Annotated in this window: 15 protein-coding genes and 1 pseudogene; 11 read left to right on the top strand and 5 right to left on the bottom strand. The window is 42.9% G+C overall.

Annotated elements, in window-relative coordinates:
- Window positions 1-294: 294 nt before the first annotated feature.
- Genes MHI15_RS02735 through MHI15_RS02720 form a run of 4 tightly spaced genes read left to right on the top strand, consistent with a single transcriptional unit; the run spans window position 295 to window position 8,088 of the window.
- Window positions 295-1,344 (top strand): Wadjet anti-phage system protein JetD domain-containing protein, encoded by a 1,050-nt coding sequence (locus MHI15_RS02735; RefSeq protein ID WP_340396916.1) that lies wholly within the window; start codon window positions 295-297, stop codon window positions 1,342-1,344.
- Window positions 1,341-2,849, top strand: coding sequence for a hypothetical protein (locus MHI15_RS02730; protein ID WP_143761875.1), 1,509 nt, complete (start codon window positions 1,341-1,343; stop codon window positions 2,847-2,849). The genes MHI15_RS02735 and MHI15_RS02730 overlap by 4 nt, the downstream gene beginning before the upstream one ends.
- Window positions 2,850-2,861: 12 nt before the next feature.
- Window positions 2,862-3,620: a DUF6063 family protein gene (locus tag MHI15_RS02725; RefSeq protein WP_076190642.1), complete on the top strand. Its 759-nt coding sequence runs from the start codon at window positions 2,862-2,864 to the stop codon at window positions 3,618-3,620.
- On the top strand, window positions 3,607-8,088 hold the full coding sequence (locus MHI15_RS02720) for a hypothetical protein (protein WP_339187669.1): 4,482 nt from the start codon (window positions 3,607-3,609) through the stop codon (window positions 8,086-8,088). The genes MHI15_RS02725 and MHI15_RS02720 overlap by 14 nt, the downstream gene beginning before the upstream one ends.
- An 81-nt stretch (window positions 8,089-8,169) precedes the next feature.
- Here MHI15_RS02720 and MHI15_RS02715 read toward each other — a convergent pair whose 3' ends face one another.
- From MHI15_RS02715 to MHI15_RS02705, 3 genes are all read right to left on the bottom strand, one after another.
- Window positions 8,170-9,054 carry a DMT family transporter gene (locus MHI15_RS02715; protein WP_341164504.1) on the bottom strand — a complete coding sequence of 295 codons (885 nt, stop codon included), beginning with the start codon at window positions 9,052-9,054 and terminating at the stop codon, window positions 8,170-8,172.
- Window positions 9,054-9,905, bottom strand: a complete 852-nt coding sequence (locus tag MHI15_RS02710; RefSeq protein WP_076190650.1) for an AraC family ligand binding domain-containing protein — start codon at window positions 9,903-9,905, stop codon at window positions 9,054-9,056. Before MHI15_RS02710 ends, MHI15_RS02715 begins: the two co-directional genes overlap by 1 nt.
- Before the next feature lie 85 nt (window positions 9,906-9,990).
- Window positions 9,991-11,454: an ATP-binding protein gene (locus MHI15_RS02705; RefSeq protein WP_254847671.1), complete on the bottom strand. Its 1,464-nt coding sequence runs from the start codon at window positions 11,452-11,454 to the stop codon at window positions 9,991-9,993.
- Window positions 11,455-11,651: 197 nt separating this feature from the next.
- Here MHI15_RS02705 and MHI15_RS02700 point away from each other — a divergent pair, with 197 nt between their 5' ends.
- Window positions 11,652-12,374 carry an MOSC domain-containing protein gene (locus MHI15_RS02700; protein ID WP_076281544.1) on the top strand — a complete coding sequence of 241 codons (723 nt, stop codon included), beginning with the start codon at window positions 11,652-11,654 and terminating at the stop codon, window positions 12,372-12,374.
- Window positions 12,375-12,466: 92 nt separating this feature from the next.
- Window positions 12,467-14,539, top strand: coding sequence for a serine hydrolase domain-containing protein (locus MHI15_RS02695; RefSeq protein WP_340396912.1), 2,073 nt, complete (start codon window positions 12,467-12,469; stop codon window positions 14,537-14,539).
- Window positions 14,540-14,595: 56 nt separating this feature from the next.
- Here MHI15_RS02695 and MHI15_RS02690 read toward each other — a convergent pair whose 3' ends face one another.
- On the bottom strand, window positions 14,596-15,027 hold the full coding sequence (locus tag MHI15_RS02690; protein WP_076182970.1) for a flavodoxin domain-containing protein: 432 nt from the start codon (window positions 15,025-15,027) through the stop codon (window positions 14,596-14,598).
- Window positions 15,028-15,453: 426 nt separating this feature from the next.
- Here MHI15_RS02690 and MHI15_RS02685 point away from each other — a divergent pair, with 426 nt between their 5' ends.
- Entirely contained in the window at window positions 15,454-15,795 is a 342-nt protein-coding gene (locus MHI15_RS02685) for a DUF4181 domain-containing protein (RefSeq protein ID WP_076127294.1), read from the top strand.
- Between the two features lie 301 nt (window positions 15,796-16,096).
- Here MHI15_RS02685 and MHI15_RS02680 read toward each other — a convergent pair whose 3' ends face one another.
- Window positions 16,097-16,906, bottom strand: coding sequence for a lipase family protein (locus MHI15_RS02680; protein WP_341164106.1), 810 nt, complete (start codon window positions 16,904-16,906; stop codon window positions 16,097-16,099).
- Between the two features lie 133 nt (window positions 16,907-17,039).
- Here MHI15_RS02680 and MHI15_RS02675 point away from each other — a divergent pair, with 133 nt between their 5' ends.
- The 4 genes and pseudogenes from MHI15_RS02675 (at window position 17,040) to MHI15_RS02660 (ending at window position 21,477) form a co-directional block, all read left to right on the top strand.
- The gene (locus MHI15_RS02675; RefSeq protein ID WP_076218429.1) at window positions 17,040-18,329 is read left to right on the top strand and encodes an L-cysteine desulfidase family protein; all 1,290 of its coding nucleotides are present in this window, start codon (window positions 17,040-17,042) and stop codon (window positions 18,327-18,329) included.
- A 199-nt stretch (window positions 18,330-18,528) separates the two neighbouring features.
- Window positions 18,529-19,995, top strand: coding sequence for a protein adenylyltransferase SelO (locus MHI15_RS02670; RefSeq protein WP_341164105.1), 1,467 nt, complete (start codon window positions 18,529-18,531; stop codon window positions 19,993-19,995).
- 38 nt (window positions 19,996-20,033) lie between these two features.
- A pseudogene (locus MHI15_RS02665) lies at window positions 20,034-20,516 on the top strand (DinB family protein).
- Window positions 20,517-20,691: 175 nt separating this feature from the next.
- Window positions 20,692-21,477: a DeoR/GlpR family DNA-binding transcription regulator gene (locus MHI15_RS02660; protein ID WP_076218423.1), complete on the top strand. Its 786-nt coding sequence runs from the start codon at window positions 20,692-20,694 to the stop codon at window positions 21,475-21,477.
- Window positions 21,478-21,499 lie beyond the last annotated feature (22 nt).

Raw genomic sequence — 21,499 nt, 5'->3', positions numbered from 1 at the left:
TTTAGAGCGAATATCGACTGTTTTCAGGGAGTTTTTCCCTAATTATGTTCTAGCGATACCTAACACTGTAAATAGTCTATGTGTTAAAGTGAAAATCCGTAGTATAACCTCTTTTTTGATAGGAAAGTGTAAACAATAGAATCTATTATTTTGTTTAACAAAAATAGCATAACCTTTGAAGGATTGTTATAATAGAAACATATATTCCCGTGCTTCAGAACCCTATACAGGATGTATAGGGGTTTTATTTCTTTTAGTGAGGGTGATGAATTGAGAGTAATTATAATTAATTTGTTGGAGAACAAGTACGGAACTGTGCGTACAGGGAGAAGAAAAATAAATCTTGACAGCATTGAACAAGAAGTCATTAGTTCTGCTTATAAAACACAGGAAGAATATCTATGGGCCGGAGGATTTCGTGTTTTGGCGGATAGTATAAACGAGCTTGTTGCTGAAGGTTTCTTAGAACCGGTGAAGTCCAGTCCGATGAGTTCTAAACAGCCTTATATGTATACATATTTTTGGTTAAATAAGAGTGTTTCAACTCAAGTGGGGTGGGATCCTTCAGCCGTGTTAAGCGTACAGAATCTACTGGATCTTCATTATTACTTGATTCGTCCTGAAACTCAGACACAAGAGGTTTGGGATCAGATTGTGCAGGTATCTAATTTTTTGCGTACGGCGAAGGATCGCGAAATCATTACAACAGAAGAAAGGTCACTGGAACTGTTTGGTAAGGAGAAGTGGCTCTCCGAAACTGAAGGTAAACAATTTCTTACTAGACTTAAACTTACGCTGGAAAGTTTAAAAAGTGTAAACGCAAGGGAGCCATTTATTTACTTCAGTTCATTAGTTCCCGTTCGGAATATTCTTATTGTGGAGAATAAGTCATTTTTCCATTCAGCCAAACGATTAATGCTTAGTGAAAAGAAGATCTGTGGTCTGTTTCCAGACATGCTAATTTACGGTGAAGGTTGGAAGATTGATAGTAGCCTACTCTTTCTTGAAGAATTGGATATTGACCCCCTTCAAACCACCTTGTTATATGTCGGGGATATGGATAAAGCAGGTTTGGACATATACGGTAAACTAAAGGTTAGTTATCCGGATTTAAACCTTGGACTGGCGCTCCCTATTTATGAGCAGATGATGAAACTGACTGAGGAACCGTATATGTATAATGTTCCCCAGAGTTGTAACCCAGATCATCTACACAATGTACTTCAAGAATTCTCTAATTATCCCGAACTAAAGTCATATATGGAACGATTGCTGGAAGAGGACCGGAGAGTTCCGCAGGAAATTTTAAATTATGAAGTGATGGCGAGGTTAGCAGAAAGATGAATTGGTCGGATTTTGGCGAACGAAACAAACGATTGAATCCCCTGTGGAATTTGGGGGCTGGCATGAACCTTGGCGAAATCCAACCTTACAAAGAAATGGTATCTTTAAGCGTTCTGCTGCAAGTCTATTATCTGGAGCTAGAATCGAATGAGAGAAGATCCAAAGAGGATATTATTGAGCTTACTTGGACTGCGCTGGAACGTTTTAATATCGCCAATCTTGGGACTACCGAATCCGTAGAGCGTCTCGTGGACGGTTTATTGTGGAGCGGGAATGGTGGGGATTTCGAATCCTTTTTCTATGATGATGTGACCCGGCAAATGTCCGTGCAGAAATATAAGTATTTCACGGTGGATGAGGATGCGACTCGCAGCAGTTGGGAAGAGAACGGCAGAACCATCTATCGACTCTCTGAATATGCAATGGAGCTCATTTTTATGAGCCATGAGATTATTGATGAATTTCAGATCAGCATCAAACTGCTCGAGATTCAAATGCATATAAAGCATGGGCGCGTAACTCGGGCTCTTCAGGATGTTAATGAACTGATCTCCCGTGTCCGTAAGATGACTCAGCAACAGCAAGAATACCGCAATGCGTTACGCCGCAATCCGAAGCATATTTTTAGTGAATTCGGAGTAGCTCGGCATCAGCGACTCGAAGAGATTCATCATCAGTTCGAGGAGGAACGCAAACATTTTGACAGTATTCACCGTTCTCTGGCCCGGCTGGCCAATGATGAGAAAGACGTGATCGACTTCAATGAGATCCGTATTCTCTCTGAACGAGTCGAGCTTTCTAGGCGTGTACACGATGAGCTGGCTGAGGTAGTGTTGAATATTTTTGAGATGGAGACCAATTTAAGGTTGAACTTCCCTGAATTATTCTGGGGAGCAGCCGGGTTTAACTTCCGTACACATGTATGGGAGGAATGGGTGAAAGAGGAGGGTCTGCCAAGCGGTGACAGTCTTGAACTGCTGCTCAGCGGATTATTCGCTCCGAATCAGGACTTCGTTTATCCGCTTCCTTGGGCTTGGGAGGAACAAGAGGTAGGGTTTATCCCCGACTTAATGATGGATGATTTCGAAGATGAGGTGGACACTGAGCCTGTTCAATATATTCCTAAAGGTATTCCATGGAGAAAAGTAGTGGAGCTGTGGATGCCGGTTTTTGCTGCCTTGGCTGAGCAGGGAAGCTTTACCTTTACTGCAGACGCTTTTTCCGCCGAAGAACTAACAGGGTGGGCTAACACACCGGATGCTGTTGATCTGTGGGTGCAGTTTTTTCATACAGATATTTTAGTGCAGGAACAGGCACCAGAAGGTGGTAGCGGCGTTTCTGATGAATGCCAACAGCTAATCCAATATGTGCTTGCGGAAGATCTTCTGTTGGAGAGTTTACGCGGCAAAACGCTGCGGACGAGCATTGCTCCAGAACCAGCCTCAAGGGTACGGTGTCCTGGTCTGGATATGAGTCCATATATGATTACGATCGTGGAGAGGTGAGAAGTTACTAACATGAGTTATACATTAGAACAGGTACAGCAAGCTTCGCGGCTATTTTTTGAATTGCTCCGTAAAAAAGTAATTCCTCTCGATGACCCTGCAGCGGCAGAATGCCTTCAGGATGCAGGAACTTATGATGCACTTCAGTACGTTGCTAAAGAAGGGGGCTGTCGGGTGATGAATTCCGGGCACCGTCTCCATCTGCTAGTTAATCCGCTGGGATCAGTGTTTGCAACCAACTTCACCCAGTTGAAGAACAAATATTCACGTGTTGAGCGTAAAACTCACTTACATATTATCAATATTATTATTCTGGTTTTTCTGGCCGAAATGGATCAGGATGAGACTCATTTTAAGTCTGGGCAGGACAGTATGTCCTATATTCAAATTGCTGATCAAGTGTCCTCTCTCTTTCAGACGTGGATTCAGATGGATGAGGAAGGACGATTCAGCCAGCAGTGGCAGCTTGATATCCAAGCGATGTTTAAGGTATGGACCAGTCTTTACATGCAGACTAAGAGTCAGGAAGAAAGCGATCTTCTGACCAGAGGCGCAGGCTCACGAATTGGGCTGATTCATGAAGGCATGAAACTTCTGGAGGAGGAGAAGCTCGTATTCATCTCTGAGACAGAGAAGCGTATCTTTCCTCGGGAAGAGCTTTATGAGAGAATGCGTTATTTATATCATGATGTCGATCGATACCAGGAATTAAAGAGCCTCATTGGAAGAACTTTAGCTGAGAAAGACGGTGCTACCTATGCCGCGGATTGAACGCATACGAATTACAGGACTTAAATACGAGAAGATGCTCAAGAAATACGACGACATGATTCTGGACCTCTGTAACGAAGAGGGACCCGCTAATACGCTTATTACGCTCATGAATGGCGGTGGAAAGGGCGTACTGCTGCAATCCATTTTCCAGCTATTGATGCCCAAAACACCATGGGGCAAAGACAGTGAGAACCAGGTTGAGGCATTCTTTCATAATCATAAAAAACAACTTAAACCGTACACTTTTCACGTAGCTATCGAATGGCATCTCGACAACAATGAGCGCAATGAGTATATGACCACGGGAATCGCTATGACGGCACATAATTCGCTTGATCAGCAGGATATCAAAGTGGATTACTTGCTGTACGCACTTACAGATTACGGTGAAGCGGCTGAACTTACGCTATCAACGTTGCCGTTATTTGACGAGGTGACTGCTGAACCTACGAGTTTTGAAACGATCCAGCAATTTGTGCGCGATCGGCGGGGAGAGATTGTACCTTTTGGCAGCCATAGCTCGGATTTGAAAAGATATTATGACTTCCTGGCTACCCGGGATATCCATATCGCCGAGTGGCGTAATATGCGGCGGATCAATGGTGAAGAGGGCGGTATCAAAGGTTATTTTAAAAAGAATGATGCCTTCACCAATCATAACTTGTTCGAAAAGCTGATTATTCCTGAAATCGGATCTAGTCTGAATGAAGGATTAAAGGAAGACGACAATACGCTGCAGCGGATGTTTATCGATACAGCAACAGTGGCTCAGCGCTTGCCGATGCTTGAACAGCGGGAGCAGGTCTATACAGAGTTTCTTAGTATGGCTGCACCACTTTATGAGCTGGTAAAACTAGGCGTGGAAGCAGAAAACGTAGTTCAAGAAACGGAATTACGTGGACGCCAAATCTATACGGTTATCTATGAAGAGCAGAGAAATGCAGAAGTTGAGCGAAGTAAGATTGCTGATGAACTGGCTGGACGTTATCAGGATGCGAAGCAATTGCGCTTTGAGACAGACAATCTTAAATACTTACGCAGCAAGGAAGAAACGGAACTGAAGCAAGAAGAGTTTAAGAAGCTCAGTGATGATCAGAGCCGTGCGCGTGGTCGGCTGGAGGATTCCAAAGCGCAAGAGAAGAAGCTTGAAGTAGCTTATTTTCTGGCTAAACGGTTGCTCCATACCCGGCAAATTGAGCAGTGGCAAAAAGAAATTCAAGCTATCGAAGGTTCTCTGGAGATGAAAGAACGGCAAGAGGTCATTCAGGCAGCCAAGGAACAGCTGCGGAAACAGTGGGATGTGGTGTTTAATCTCTGGCAGCAAACGATCAGAGAGTTTGGGACAGCACAGCAAGACCTAACGGTGGAAGAGAGAAGATTGCGCAAGGAAAGGGAAAGTTTCTTGGTGGAGCTGGCCGGGCTGGATAATCAGATCAATGATTTGACCTTATCTATTCGGCAATACACGGAAGAACTCGGAGCATTCGCAGCCCAATATGGGCAGGATGCCGCCCATTCTCCGGCAGCTGCCCTGCAGCGTACGATCTCAGCGGCCAAAACGATTCTTCAAGACATTGGAGACTTGGAAGAACAGCACAAGCAGGAAGAGATTCGGAAGCTGGCACTGCATAAGAGTCATGCTGAGCTGAATGAGAAACGGCGTTCTTATGAGCGTGAAGCGGACGAGCTTGGGGTTCTGCTTGAGTCACAGACTCAGAAAGAATCCCAGTTATGGTCACAGCTCGTTGTCCTGCTGGAAATGTATGAAGAGCATAATCGTTTAGGAGCTACCGGCCTTTTTGAAGAACAAGATGTTATCCCGGCACGTTTTATCCGAAAAATAGATGAAGTAGAGCAACAGACTAAACGTTCCAGAAGGGATTACTATAATCAGCTCATGGATGTGGAACTTCAGAACCAATCCTACTGGCTACCCAATTCAGATATTCTGACGGTCAAAGATACACTCGATTCGTTAAAGATTCAATCAACGCTAGGTAGTTCCTACTTAAATGACCGTCCGTATCTTGAACGTGAGGAAGAACTGGAGCAATATCCGTTACTTCCATATAGTTTGATTATGACCCGGCGCGAAGCTGATAAAATTCAGCCGGAACTGATGAAGGACACCTTGCTTAAATCAGCGGTGCCGATCTTTATCCGTGAAGAGATGGCAGCTTCGCATCAAGCATCCTTCATGCTTTTTGCGAATCAAGGGCCGCAAATGGTCTTGCAGCCGGATCGTTTCCAGGATTGGAAGAGCAGTATTCAGGGGAAGCTCAAAGAACAGGAGCAGATCCTTCAGGACTCTGAAGCTTATTTATCTAAGTTAAAATCGGTGCGTCAAGAATATGACCGTTTATTCCAAACTGAGAATACCATGACGCTTACAGCCAAGCATGATGCCCTTATTAAACTGCAGGCTGAACTTCAGCAGAGCATTAACAATCTGAGCAATGAGATGGATGAGAACGAAGGGACGCTTACCCGGATCGGACGGGAGCTCGCTGAGAACAAAGTTCTAAGTGTGGAGCATGAGCAGAGAGCGGGGGTTCTGCAAGCTTGGATTGAACGGACGAAGAAACAGGAACAAGATTATAAGGAAAAACAAAAAATAATCGAACGAAAGAATCTGGTGAGCAAAGAGTTAGCAGGTAAAGATCAGCAGCTTGAACACCTAAAGGTGCAAATGGAAAGCTTGAGTGGACAACGCAATAAATGGACGAGAGAAACCGAATATGCGTTGTTCCCCAGACTGCAACGATGGTTTCCTGAGATTGTTTTCCCAACAGACCACCAGCTTTCTGATGAAGGAGAAGTCATACCTGTAGATCCTGTAGAGCAGAATCTTCTCTTGCAGCAGCTCAGTACCGTGGAAAGTCTACAGCAATCATTAACTGAAAATGAACTGGAAGTTCGGACAAGAGCTGCACAGATTAAAGCAGCAAGCGAGAATCTGGCTGAGCTTGAATCCAGCCTGAATCAAGTGGATGTGAATTGGCGGAAGGCGACTGAACCTACGGAAACGTCTGAGACCATTATGGCTGCAAGAAATCGCCAAAAGACGGATACTACTTCGTTGGAGGAAGACTATCAGATTGTTCACGACGGTTACATCCGCTGCCAGACTGAATTGGAGAACTTGCAGAAAGAGTTGCGCAAAGTAGAGAAGGGGATCAAAGAGAAACATGAACGTGCCGTGGAGCTTTGGAATGAGGCGCTAGGGGATAAGGAGACAGAAATTCAGGAGCGCTGCCAAGCGAATGAGCTTATGCTTAATCAGTGTAAAAGATCCTTGGACCGAATCGATGTCCTCCTTCAGACTTTATCCAATCAAATCAAAATAATGAACGCGCATATTGAGGATCGCGTCAACCTACGGAGTGTGCCAGAAGAAATAACGCTGAGGGTTAGAGAAAGCTGCGAGCCTCTAGTAGCCGACTGGCTTCTCCGCATTAAGGATAGCCGGATTAGACAGGATGAGATCTCCAAAAAGGTGAAGGAAGAGAAAAATTCCTTAACCGAAAAACTTGCGAAAAATGAACGGAATTCCGAACTGGAGACCAAGATTCTAGATCGATTGAATACGGTCCATTGGGATAATTTCGCCATTGCACTGCAAGTCCTAGATTCCATGCTACGCAGTTCGCGCGATCAGATCGAGAGCATTCAAAGCGATAAGGAAGGCATGGATCTCTCCCGCAAGATGTGGGTTGGCCGGGCATCTCTACGAGTGGTACAAATCATTGATATTATGAAGCGAATGGAACGCCGGATGATTATTCATAACGAGAATAATTATGCCTTCCCGCTGGTACGTCTGAATTACAAGAATATCAATGTGCCAAGAACAAGCGATGAGGTAGAGCCGATGGTGAGTGACTACTTCAATCAATGCATCAATGAATTGCTCAAAAAGTATCCCAAGATAGAACAAGTGCCGGCGCTGGTAATCAAAGAGGTTATTAATGACGGACGAATTGTCTATGCGGCGCTGCAGAACCGCTTTCCGATACTTCAAGTGTATAAACCGGTAACGGAGAATTATTTCCTCTACGCCGCACCGGAAGATTATCATTATTCGGACTGGGAGATTATTAATCGCGGCGCACTGGATGAAGCAGTCGGCAGTGGTGGGCAACGTCAATCTGTACAGCTGCTGGTCGCAATGATGATCATGACGCATAAACGGGTGAATCGTGAGAATAAAGGCTGGACGGTCTTTTTATATGACAATCCTTTCGGAGAAATGGTCTCCAATAACGTGCTTGACCCCGTCTTCGAAATTTCCAAGGCACTCAAATTCCAATGGCTGATTGTTACGCCGCCGGAGCTGGTGAAGAATGATGTCAGCGTGCGTTTTGGCGTGTATTGGCAGCTTTATTTTGGAGGCGTCAAAGGGGACATGCTAGAATCGACCCTGATCAAGGGCGGAAGAAAGCTTATTCCTGTCTCGCTGTTCTGAGTATGGAATGAAACTTAAAGAAGCTCCAGTATGCATCACGCTGCTGGGGCTTCTTTTTATTAAATGTTAAAGATGGTGTGGTTATTTAGGTTTGCGTTCGGATATATATGAACCGGTGAGCGTTAAAAAAGTTCCCGTCAGGATCGCCCAGGTGATCTTTTCATTCAGAACAAGGGCGGAAGCTGCCACTGTAATTACAGGCACAATATAGATGTATACACTTGTTTTTACAGCCCCTAGAATCCCTACAGCTTTATTCCAAGTCAAAAAACACAGTGCCGAGGCACCCAGACCTAAGAAAAGCAGGTGAGCTACATTTGAAATCTCTTTGAATCTACTCAGACCTAGCTGGAAATCAAACAGAAACAAAGGAGGCAGCATAAACAGCAGACCATAGAAAAATACTCTGCGGGTAGCCCCTATAGTATGAGCCTTTAGTAGGCTTATTTTTCGCATCAACACTGAATATATTGCCCAAACCACAGGTGCCAACAATGCCAGCAAGTCGCCGATGGGGTTCAGTTGCAGAAGATAACTCCCGTTCAGCCCAATTAATATAATTCCTGCCAAGGCTATCAAAAATCCTATAAAAAACTGCCTATGAAATTTCTCTTCTTCTAAAAAGAAGTGAGCGATAACCGCCGTGAAAAATGGAGCGATGGAGACAATTACACCTACATTGGATGCAAGGGTATAGACTAGGGCAATATTTTCTATAAGAAAATATAACGTGACTCCACAAAGACCTGCTGAGATAAAGAGTAATTCCTCTTTAAAGGATGTAGTTCGGATTGGACGTGAATAGATCAGTAACAGTATAAAGTACCCAATAAGAAAACGGAAGAACAGAATTTCCACAGGCGTAAAGTCTTTTAACAGTATTTTTGTGGAGATAAAGGTGGTTCCCCAGATTAAAATCGTAAGCAATGCCAGCAGATGTCCTGTGTTAATCTTGCGTTGATTTATCATTTCGTAAGTTCCATTGATGACTTTACTCCCGTTTGTTGAACAAATATACGCATATATTGCTTAGGGGTTAAGCCTATGAGTCTTTTAAAAAAATTTGTGAAATGGCTCTGATCACTGAATCCGGTTAGAGAGGCCACTTCTATTGGCAATATTCCTTGTTCTAAAAGCCTTTTGGCGTGGTTGATGCGAATAGTTTCCAAGTAACGGTAAGGTGATATTCCTTTCTGTCTGGTAAATAAACGCAGCAAGTGATATTTACTTAAGCCGCTCAATTCACTTAGCTGGTTCAGCGTAATGTTCTGCGCATAATGTAACTCTATGTATTCGCAAATGATTTTAATTTCAGAAGTAGGCTCTTGAGCGGGACAGAGGGTTTCTGTCTCCGTGTATTCTCTCAAAAGCTGCTCAAGGAGAAATAGAAATAACTCTTCTTTTTGAAAATCGGATTGATCCTCTAATATCATTTGGTGCAGATCGTGTAAAGGGCTCGACAGTTCACTTTGGTAGAGGACATTGTGTGTGAACCGCGGTAAGTAGTCTATGCCGGTAATTTCTAGCACATACTCACGCATGACTTCCGGCTGAATATTGATGCAGCGATAGTCAAGCGTTCTCCCGTCTATCTGTTCACAGGCATGGGGATCCGCCGGATTAAAGATGACCACATCTCCGCTGTTAAGAATATGCTCTTCTTGGTTACATAGCAGATGTCTCTTTCCTTGTTCAATAAAACCTATGACATAATAGTCATGAAAATGGTTGGGAAACTTCTGCATAATACCTTCGAATCGATAGGCCTCAAATTTTAAGTCACGATCGAAAACTACTGTTCGAACTTCACGAGTCATTGCTGCACCTTCTTTTCCAATTATGTATAACCATTATAATGTGAAAATTAGGGGCATTCTTGCATGATGTTGCGATACCTCACTTCTACATGATAGGTTCCTCAGGTGTAATGATCGTTGGAATACTCACAGTAAAAGTTGTTCCTTGCTCCAGAATACTTTCTACAGAGATCGCTCCGCCATGATTATGTATAATATTTTGTGTGATCATATAACCTAAGCCTGTTCCTGTTTCTTTGGTCGTATAAAATGGTTTGCCGAGGGCATTGATCTGTTCCTCTGTCATCCCACAGCCTTCATCCTGCACACTGATTCGGGCTTCTCTGTCATAGGTTTGCACATGAATATAGATGTTTCCCCCATGATTCATTGCTTCCATCGCATTTTTAAGTAAGTTAATAAATACCTGCTTAAGCTGATAAGCCTCACCATTGATCCAAATGGAATGATCAGTACAGACAGGGAGGATCTTGAGATTTTTTAGGGCAGCTTGTCCATTCATTAGTGTGGTGACTTGTTCCAGCAAAGACAATAAATCCACTGGTTTACTAATATGAGTGGTTTGGGGTTTAGATAAGACAAGCAGTTCGTTGACGATGAACTCGATGCGTTTCAATTCTGACTCAATAATGGAAATATATTTATCATTCATCCGCTCGGAAGAGCGCAGTAGCTTCATAAAACCATTAATGGCTGTAAGAGGATTCCGTATTTCATGAGCGATTCCAGCTGCTAACTGTCCTGCTGTGGATAATTTCTCGGACTGAATCAGTCGTTCATCTTCCAATACTTGCTCGGATATATCTTTAAATATGCCAATGTACGCTTCGTTTCCCTCGAAGATAATCGGCAATGTAATTCCATCCACATATTTCTGCTGGTTATTTAAACAATTAATCAGGTAGCAGACAGAACCTGTTGTTCTATCAGTGTTGAATTTCTTTCTTCGTTCTGAGAGAATTTCATAATTAGAGTAGTCGACAATATCCATAGTCGATAGACCAAGCACTTGATCTAGGCTTTCTGCATGGATTAATTGTAAACCTGCCGAATTTGCATACAGAACGATCCCTTCCCTAGTGATAAGCACGGGCTGAGGCAGTTCCTCCAGCAGCTGTAGAAAAGAGCTCTCTTTTTCAAGTAGATGGGTCTTCACAACCTGAAGCTGAGTCTCCATTTCCCTGATCAGGGTCTTATTCTCGAATTGAGTAAAATAAAATATGGGTTTACCAATGTCATCCGAAAGGATAGATATGGAGACTTTTAAAGATAACCGGTGTCCGGTGGGATGGAAATAATCTACTTCGAGTCTCTGCGGATCAGTACTCGTAGATGGAAGAGAGCTTCCTAGTGAAATGAATTTATGAATCTGATCTAGAAGGGTACGGACGGTTGGAGAGGGTGTAGTTAATTCGGTTTCATCATACCCCAAGAGGTCGCATAATGCTGAATTCAGTTTTAGGAACGTTCCATCAAGCGAAATAAGGGCCATACCCATCACGGCTTGAGTAAAAACAAAGTCAAAACCTTGAAAATCATTTGTCCGCACAGCAGGTTACCTCTCTTCTTTATGGGGGAGTGAGTGTTATTTCAAAATGCAATATGTCTAACAGTCATAGTATAAAACATATAACTCAATAAAACATATAAAATTTCTGGGTTATTAGATATTCATACAACAGTTAAATAAAATCAGGTAGAATAGGAAGATACGTTGCATTTTAAGACAAGTGGAGGCGTTGTATTATGTTATCAGTTGTTGGTGAAATTCAAGGAATTAATCGTTACCCGGTCAAGTCATTTGCGGGTGAAAAATTAGAAAGCTGTATGATTGAACCGTATGGAATGCTTGGTGACCGTTTTTGCTCCTTTTACGATGAGTCAAAAGAGGGCTGGCGAAGATATATCACCGCTAGAAATATACCGAATATGCTTACCTATCAAGCGCAATTTATAGATGGACAAATCCATGTAACGGCATCAGACGGGCGAACCTTTGGATGGGATGATAATCTATTGGAAGAAATCCAAAGCCAAACCAAAACTCCAATCACTATGTCTGGTCTAAAAGCTGCACATCCACAGCCAGAACATCCGCAGCTCCTATCCGTGGATGGCGCTAGTATTCTACTCATTACGGATGCCAGCTTAAAAAAACTGGAGGCAACCTGGGGGCATTCCTTGGATCAACGGCGTTTTCGCGGGAATTTTGTTATCGCGCTGAATGATGATTCTCTTTTTGAAGGAGATTGGATTGGACGCCGGCTCAACATTGGGGATGTACAGCTACAGGTAGATAGTTTTTGTGAGAGATGTGTTGTGATTACGATGGACCCGGATAGTCTTCAGAAGGACCCAGTGCTTTTGAAAAAATTACATAAAGAGTTTGATTTGCATTTCGGAGTCTATGCCTCAGTAATCAAAACAGGGGGAATTCGAATCGGAGATAGAGTAGAAATAGTAGATTAGATATATAATCCCAATAGTATAAACTTCCTTTACATTACTCCATGGATAAATTATCCTTTAAAGGATGACGATTTCATATCGGGAGGTTATGTATGAAGAAAAATTTGGCATCCTTATTAGTTGCATTGCTTCTATTGGTGTATGTCCCTACTAGTGTTTTAGCAGCGGATAGCAGCAAAGGGCAAACGTATGTGAACACTCAGAAAGTGGCAGCAGAGAAGGCGGCGTTCTTAACGGAGAAGCTGGGGACGACTAGTCTCCAATATGCTCTTATTGATGGCGATAATATCGTTGTGAGCGGTCAATCTGGATTTAGCCATGTGGAGAGTAAGACAGCACCAAGCGTCACAACGATGTATGGTATTGGCTCGACGAGTAAAATGTATACAACAGCTTCTATTATGAAGCTTGTTGAGCAAGGAAAAGTAGATTTGGACGGTTCAGTCGTATCTTATTTGAATAATTTTACGATGGAAGATTCTCGTTATAAGCAAATCACTGTACGGATGCTGTTGAATCATTCATCAGGTCTTGCTGGCTCGAACTTATCCAATTCTTTCTTATTTAATGATTCCGATCCTATTGCAAAAGATAGTTTGCTAGAGACTTTGTCAACACAACGTCTGAAGGCCGATCCAGGCGCCTACTCAGTATATTGTAATGATGGATTTACGTTGGCTGAGTTGATTGTTGAAAAGGTCAGTGGCACGGACTTTACCACATTCATTCATCAAAATTTCACAGAACCTCTAGGGCTTGAACATACGAAAACGCCTGTAGATTCTGTAGCTTCTTCTCAGCTGGCTAGTGTCTATAATGCTACCTACTCAGCAGCTTTACCCAAAGAAACCATTAACGTGATTGGAACAGGTGGTATCTATTCCACTGCTGAGGATTTGGTGCGTTTTGCAACTATTTTTACAGGCCAATCGACTGGCATTTTGTCAGAAAAGTCTGTAAAAGCGATGGAACAAGAGGAATATAAGCGTGGAATATGGCCTAAAGGAGCCGATAATTCGTTAGCTTATGGATTAGGCTGGGACAGTGTGAACTTATATCCATTTAATCAGTACGAAATCAAGGCTTTGACAAAGGGTGGAGATACAGGTCTGTATCATACCTCATTAGTTGTACTGCCCGAGCAGCGGATGGCAGCAGCAGTAATATCTTCTGGCGGATCAAGTACAACGGACCAGATGCTTGCCAACGAAATTTTACTCAGCGCTTTACAGGAAAAGGGAGCTATTAAGGAACTGAAAGCTACACCAACATTTAAAACTTCGAACAAAGAAGATATGCCGCAAGAATTGTTAAACTATGCGGGTGTCTATGGTGATTCTACGCAACTAATGAAGATAGAGGTTAGTAAAGCTGGGGAATTGAGTATATCTTCAATTATAGCTCCTACAATGCCGGCGCAGAAATTTTCCTATAATTCGAACGGTGAATTCTTAGATGCAGAGGGTACAAGTAAAGTTAGCTTTGTGAAGGAGAGCAATGGCCGTATCTATCTTTGGAGTCAAGGGTATGGGGTGATTCCAGGACTTGGTGAAACTGCCGTTACCCAATATGCAGCTGAGAAGCTTGAACCTAATGCCCTATCTCAAGAGGTCACTACTGCATGGCAGCAGCGCCAAGGGAAATTGTATTTTGATGTCAGCGAGAAGTACAGCTCACAATATTACATGAGTATGCCGGTAGCTGGAATCGCTATGTTCCCTGACGCACCTGGTTATATGGGCTCGAATAAAATAACTGGGCCTAATAAAGCAGAAATGACCGTGCAAATCCCAACCATCGCTGGACGCGATCTTGCGGATCTTATTTTTGAAGAGAAAAATGGCGTGGAGTATTTAAAGATTGGCAATCAATTGTTTATACATCAAGATGCGGTTAAACCTATTTATGCAGGCCCGCAATCTATGGTAACTATCCAATCAGATGGATATGCTAGATGGTATGGAGTTCCTGAAACGGCAACAGGTAAGATAATGACAGTAGAGCTGCCAACCAAAAGTTCCTTTGCCGTCTATGATGAGAATGGTGTATGTGTGAATTACTTCACCATTAGCGGTCTTAAACAAGTCAAACTTCCTAACAACGGCAAAATTGTATTTGTTGGTGATGTCGGTGCGAAGTTTGAAGTGACCCTCAAGGCGCAATAAACGTATATAAAAAAAGAATCCTGTTATCAAGATTTTCGTCTTGGTAACAGGATTTTTTATTTGAAATTTTGTGAGAATTCTCTTATTTTATCTACCAAAATCCCTTTTAGCTGATCAGTACCTTCCTTTGGAGCCTTATAGGCCTTATAACCTCCAAAAGATTCAATACAAATCGCAGCTTCTTTCAGATCATCAGGGAAATTTTTCTCTATTAATTCTTCGGTTTTCTTAGGTTTCTCGTTGCAAATGTAGTAGCCCATCTTCTTAGTCAGTAACTCATCTTTATTTTTTTTGATAAAGTCACGAATGGCTTTATATATTTTTTCATCTCTTACTCCTGCTCCTAAAATAATGCTATCAAATGCCTCGATATCTGGCTTTTCTAGTTCGATATTGCAAATTTTGCTCTGAGGTAGCTCTTCTGATAATACTTTTGCACATTGTTCTGTTGCTCCAGATTTTGTAGCGTATAGAATAAGTACTGCCATTGTGTTCCCTCTTTTCAGTTAAGATTAATCGCGTTCCCGCATAGAAAAAATCTCGCCTATCAATTATCTTGATTATCAAGATATAGTATATTTTATCGAATATACTGATCATTTGTCAAGCCAACGGCAAGCTCCTGAGTGTTAATTAGATATCCTAATTATGGTATCATGGGAATAATATTAATCTAATGCTAACTATATCTTTAATGAAATATACAAAAATAAGAGGAGTGAACGTGAATTGGGGATCATCGTAATGCTAATCATCTATTTGTTGCTTGGAATATTCGTGATTAAAGTAGGCATCGATAACTCTAGAAGTACACAACTATCAAAAGAAATATTAAATGAGTTAAGAGAAATCAAAGAACTAATGATCAGAAATAAATACGAATGAATTCTATATAAGAGTGGAGGTGAACGAAAGTGAAAATTGGACTTATACTTATAATCCTTGCTTTTTCTAACCTATTTCTAAGGATATGGATTGTTGGCCCGGATAAAGAAAAACTTCCTGAGGACGGTTATGAGCTTAATATAAAAGGGAAGCTTATACTTGCACTTGTGGGATTAATTACGGGGATTGTGATAATAATTGCCGATGGCCCAGAGGGTACGGTTATGAAGTGGTTTTGGATTGTAGTTATAATAGTAGCAATAGGATTTCAGTCGTTTATCGACTGGAAATTTCTAAAACATACGAAACAGCACATAGTTTCACTTATTCTGTTAGTCCTAGGTGTGGTATTAGTTTATTTTATATTCTGATCTAGTTTCATTCGTACCGGTATCGGACCCAGATGATGTTAATTGCTAAATAATCGCCTTTTGGGCAGCGTTTCGGACTCCAGTGCAGCTATTCGTTAGAAAGTGACTTATATTACGGGTTTTTATGCCAATAGTGGCCATGGGGTCCGATGGAATTCTTAAAGTGGAAATATACTGCTGTTAGAGTCGATGGGGTCCGTTAGTGACTTTGTGACTGCTGATGGTTTCGAATCATACGAAGAAAAGAGGTGTTCCGGCAGCCAGCATATGGCTTGTTGGGCACCTTCTTTTTGTGTTCACATTATACTTCTGCTTTCGTAGCCACGAGTGAACAGAATCCAGGGTTCGTTATACATAATTCTTGAGCGAATTCCGGTTGGAGCTTGGAGAGCTCGGCGAAATAGCTGCTGATTACGTGATTACCACTTGTAGATCCATTCTGGAAAGACAGTGAGTTAAAAGTATGGACATGATTGTAATAATACTTTTTTTCCCGTTTGGGGAGCTTATAGACATGTGGAGGTGCGTAGGTTACAACATCAAAAAGATTGGCATACCGGTAACTCTTCCGCACATATTGTTTGAAAATATTAACGAAGTCCGGATCACCTACCCGTGGGGAACCATAAGTATATAGGTTAGGTGAGGTGTAAGAGGTATTTGCCGCAATATCTAAGGTACATAAGGTGGCGAGCGCTCCACCGAGGCTGTGGCCCGTAATGTATAAGGTCTTGTCAGGAGATAGCTTGGAGAGCGCAGAGAAGATGCCGTCCCGAGCTGAAGAATAAATGTTGGTGAAGCCACGATGGGTGAGAGAGTCTTCTTTAAGATATTTGAACCGTTCCTGTGAAGCGAGGACGTTGGATATCCAATTGGTCGTCGTACTGGTTCCCCGAAAGGCAATAATAATCTCTTGTGGAGACTCCAAAATAAAGCCGAAACGTTCCCATACATTATTGAAGGATTGTGCTTCAATGGGATGACATAGCTGATAATCTAATGGAATGACGAAAACTCCATCTATATTTGAAAATTGTGTATAGGTTTGCCCGCAGACTGCAGCTAGAAAGATCGCCCTTTGCTCTTGCTCATCCCTCTTACTCACGTACATCCCGCCTTTCTTTCCTACACTATATTAGGGGGATGCAGGAGTGATTCCTAAGAAAAAGGATTCCCTGAAACTTCTCTCTGAGTTACTATATATAAATAAGTCCAACAGCGAGAGAAAAGGGGGAAATGCATACATGAGCAACTTATTGGAAATTTTACACAAGGAAGTCGTGCCGGCAGAAGGCTGTACGGAGCCGATTGCAGTTGCGTATGCCGTCTCCTTGGCGGCAGAGCTTCTCGAGGAAGAAATTACGGGGATTCAGCTGCATCTCAGCGGTAATATTATCAAAAATGCAATGGGAGTGGGCATTCCCGGGACAGGTCAGACAGGCCTGCCCATCGCAGCAGCCCTTGGAGCGGTGGTCGGCCGTTCTCACAAGGAGCTGGAAATTCTGTCAGGTCTGACGCAGGCTGAGTTGAAGATGGCAAATGACCTGCTGGATAGAAAGCTGCTAAAAGTGGAGATAAAGGACACTCCTGAGAAATTATATATTGAAGCCCAATTGTTTACGCAGAACCATACGGCGACTGCCATTATTGCCAGAGAGCACACACATATAGAATATTTGGCTCTGGACGGGGAGAAAATAACACCCCGGAATTCAAAAGCCGACTGTGGCAAGCCTGGTCTTTCCGACACGGAAGAGTATGCGGGCTCAGTTGACCAGATATTCGAGTTTATCTGTACCGCTCCTTTTTCAGACCTTAGCTTTCTCTTGGAAGGGGCGCGGATGAACAAAGCGATCTCTGATGAGGGATTGCGAGGCGATTATGGCTTGCAAGTAGGTAAGAAAATGAATCAGCAATCTGCGGTGAATCTGTTCGGCAATGATGTAGCGAACAGAATTATCGCGGCTACCGCAGCGGCTTCAGATGCTCGAATGGATGGCAGTGCAATGCCTGTGATGACAACTGCGGGCAGTGGCAATCAAGGCATCGCCTGTACGCTTCCCGTTATAGCTCTGGCGGAATTGTTGGACAAAGATGAAGAAATGCTAGCTCGGGCGCTTGCACTGAGCAATCTGGTCACTGTGCACATCAAACATTATATCGGGCGTTTGTCCCCATTATGTGGTTCAGGGATTGCAGGGGGAGTAGGAGCAAATAGCGGGATCATTTATCTCATGGGCGGCAGTCTTGAGCAGATCAAGCATGGGATACAGAATACGATAGCTTCTTTGTCAGGCATGATCTGTGACGGTGCGAATTCTACCTGTGCGCTGAAGATTTCCACCTCCACCAATACGGCGATCCAGGCAGCCACTCTGGCTATGAACAACATTGCTCCTACAACCAAGGATGGTGTGATTTTCGAAGAAGTGGAAGATACCATCCGCAACATGGAGCGTTTGGTTCAGGAAGGGCTGGCGGATACTGACAAGACCATTCTCAATATTATGCTCTCCAAAGGCGGAGCGAATTAGCTTCCAAATAAGTTGAAAACAAGATAGAACATCATAATTAAGACCGCCCGGTTCCCTGCATAAAATGGCAGGAAGCCGGGCGGTCTTTGTAACACTTCGGCAAAAACATAGGTCTGCGAGAAGATTTGCATTAAATTTTAACATAACTTATTCTGAGTTAATAAAGGCATAGAGACTGAGGGTATAAAAAGGAGATAATATGACAGAGAAAATAGATATAGGCTGGAATTTTGCGAACAGTTATACTCAACTGCCGGAATCAATGTTTACAAGGATTAAGCCAACGCCTGTGCGTAAACCGGAACTGATTATTTTTAATGAACCATTGGCTGCTACTCTTGGGCTGAATAGCACAGCACTACAGAGTAAGGAGGGTCTTGGGATTCTTGCCGGCAACGAAGTTCCTGAAGGTACCCTGTCGCTTGCGCAAGCTTATGCTGGACATCAATTCGGACATTTTACCATGTTGGGAGACGGTCGAGCAGTGCTGCTGGGCGAACAGATCACCCCTCAAGGTGATCGTGTAGATATTCAATTGAAGGGTGCGGGAAGAACCCCATATTCTCGTGGTGGCGATGGCCGGGCAGCGCTTGGACCGATGTTACGCGAATATATCATCAGTGAAGCGATGTATGGGCTCGGGATTCCTACGACTCGCAGCTTGGCGGTGGTAGCTACAGGGGAGCCGCTAATTCGGGAAACGGAACAGCCGGGGGCGGTTCTGACCCGGATTGCTGCCAGTCATTTGCGTGTTGGAACCTTCCAATATGTTGCTGCATGGGGGACTGTGGAGGATCTGCGTATTCTGGCTGATTACACGTTGCAAAGACATTATCCAGAAGCTCCTGTGGAAGATAATCCATATCTTGTTCTGCTTCGGGAAGTAATGGAACGTCAAGCAGCGCTAATTGCTAAATGGCAGCTTGTAGGTTTTATTCACGGAGTGATGAATACTGATAATATGGCCCTTAGCGGAGAAACGATTGATTATGGTCCATGTGCCTTCATGGATGTGTATAATCCTGAGACAGTATTTAGTTCCATAGACCAGCAGGGTCGTTATGCTTACCACAATCAGCCCGGGATTGGCGCATGGAATCTCGCCAGATTTGCCGAGACTCTCTTGCCATTGCTGGCTGACGATCAGGCACAGGCGATTAAGCTGGCTGAGGAGGCAATTTCAGATTTTTCGGAGCGGTCCTATCAATATTGGCTAACGGGAATGAGAGCGAAGCTGGGAATCTTTAACGAAGAGTTAGAGGATGTTGCTCTGATTGATACCCTCCTTGAACTGATGCAAAAATATCGGGCTGACTACACTAATACATTTCGGTCCTTAACTTTAGGCGTAACGGAAGATGCTGATCTGTTTGGCACCCCTGAATTTAAGCAATGGAATGAGCTATGGCAGGCGCGGCTTAGCAGGCAGCAGGAAGCACAATCCTCTTCACAGAAGCTGATGCATAGCAGCAATCCTGCGATTATTCCGCGGAACCATCGTGTAGAAGAAGCGCTTGAGGCTGCGGTAGAGCGGGAAGATTACGATGTGATGGAGAGGTTACTTCAAGCTTTGACTAACCCATACGCCTACTCCTCTGAACAAGAGGAATACTCGGCACTTCCTGAGGAATCCGCATGTCCATATCGTACATTCTGCGGTACTTGATTTGCATATAATTTATCTAGAAAATGGGGGAAGGAAGAATGTTTCATGCTTATGATGTTCTAGCCAACCAGTTGCTGGCCAATGCGAATGATCCGAGTTGGTATGTGCCCTTTGAAGTGGCGGTTAAAGACTTAAGTGAAGAAGAAGCTTTTTGGAAGGTAACGGAAGAAAGCAATAGTATTGCTGAGATTGTGCAGCATCTGCTTTACTGGAATGAAACTTGGCAAACAAGGTATAAAGAAGCCAGTGTTCAGGCGGTTCCTCCAGTGGATAGTAATAATAATACCTTTGTCGTTGCAGAAGGGAAAACGTTCGAAGCGCTGCAAAAACAACTTTTAGAGGTTCTTTTACACTGGCAGTAATTGATTAAGAAAGAACAATTGGAAGCTGATGTTCAAGGATTTCCAGACAGTAAATGGTGGGAAGTTCTCGGAAATGTAACAACACATAATGCTTATCATGTGGGCCAAATTGTTTATATTCGAAAGATACAGAAGAGCTGGAACCGCGATGTGAAGTGACATTGTGAAGTGAATCCTAAAGAATAGACATTTTAAAGGCGTTAGCGGATGCACATGCATCTGGCTTTCGTCTTTTTTTACGCATTAATACTTATATATACTTAATTATTAACTTATAAATGCTTGTAAATACTTATAAAATGACTTATGATGACTTTAGGAGGTGAATTTCATTATGTATCAAGAGGAACGATTATTAAAAATACTCGAATATTTGAAACAACACCAATCGATGAGTGTTCAAGATATCTGTACGCAATTTGAAGTCTCAAGAGATACTGCCCGACGGGATATTGTTAGGTTAGTACAAGAGGGCGTCGTTGTTCGGACGCATGGCGGTCTAGCGTTACCTGAATTGCAAAAAGAATTATTATCTTATCAAGATCGTTTGATCGATGAATCCGAGAGTAAGCAGAGAATAGGGAAGATCGCGGCCGGGCTTATCCAAGATCGTGAGACTGTGATTTTAGATGTATCGACCACTGTACAGTTTGTTGCAGAACAAATTAGTGCGCAGGATATTACGGTTGTCACGCACTCGATAGATAATGTAGGGATTTTATCCCATCGCGAGGATCTGCTAATTTATGTACTTGGTGGTTACTTGAATGTGAAAAACCGCTTGTTATATGGTTCTTCCATTATCGATAAACTTAGTGAAATTCGTGCGGATAAAGCCTTTATTGGAGCATCGGCGATCTGTGCTGATGGACTCTATTATCCTTATGAAGAAGATGCGCGGGTAAAAAGAGAAATGGCTCGAAGATCTGATCAAGTGATTTTAGTAGCGGATCACACCAAATTTAATGCTAAATCCTTTTATCGGCTAGACTTTGATTTCGTTGATATTTTAGTTACAAATCGAGAGCTTCCAATCGAGATCAGAGAAGTTCTAGATCAGAAGAACATCACAGTTATTGAGTGCTTAGATGAAGTTGAAGAGGTTCGAAATCAAGAGTGATAACGACTGGAGGAGAATGTTT

Source organism: Paenibacillus sp. FSL H7-0918 (genome assembly GCF_038007025.1).
Taxonomy (GTDB): domain Bacteria; phylum Bacillota; class Bacilli; order Paenibacillales; family Paenibacillaceae; genus Paenibacillus_AQ; species Paenibacillus_AQ odorifer.
The sequence above is the reverse complement of the archived record's forward strand: the minus strand, read 5'-3'. Positions and strand labels throughout refer to the sequence as shown.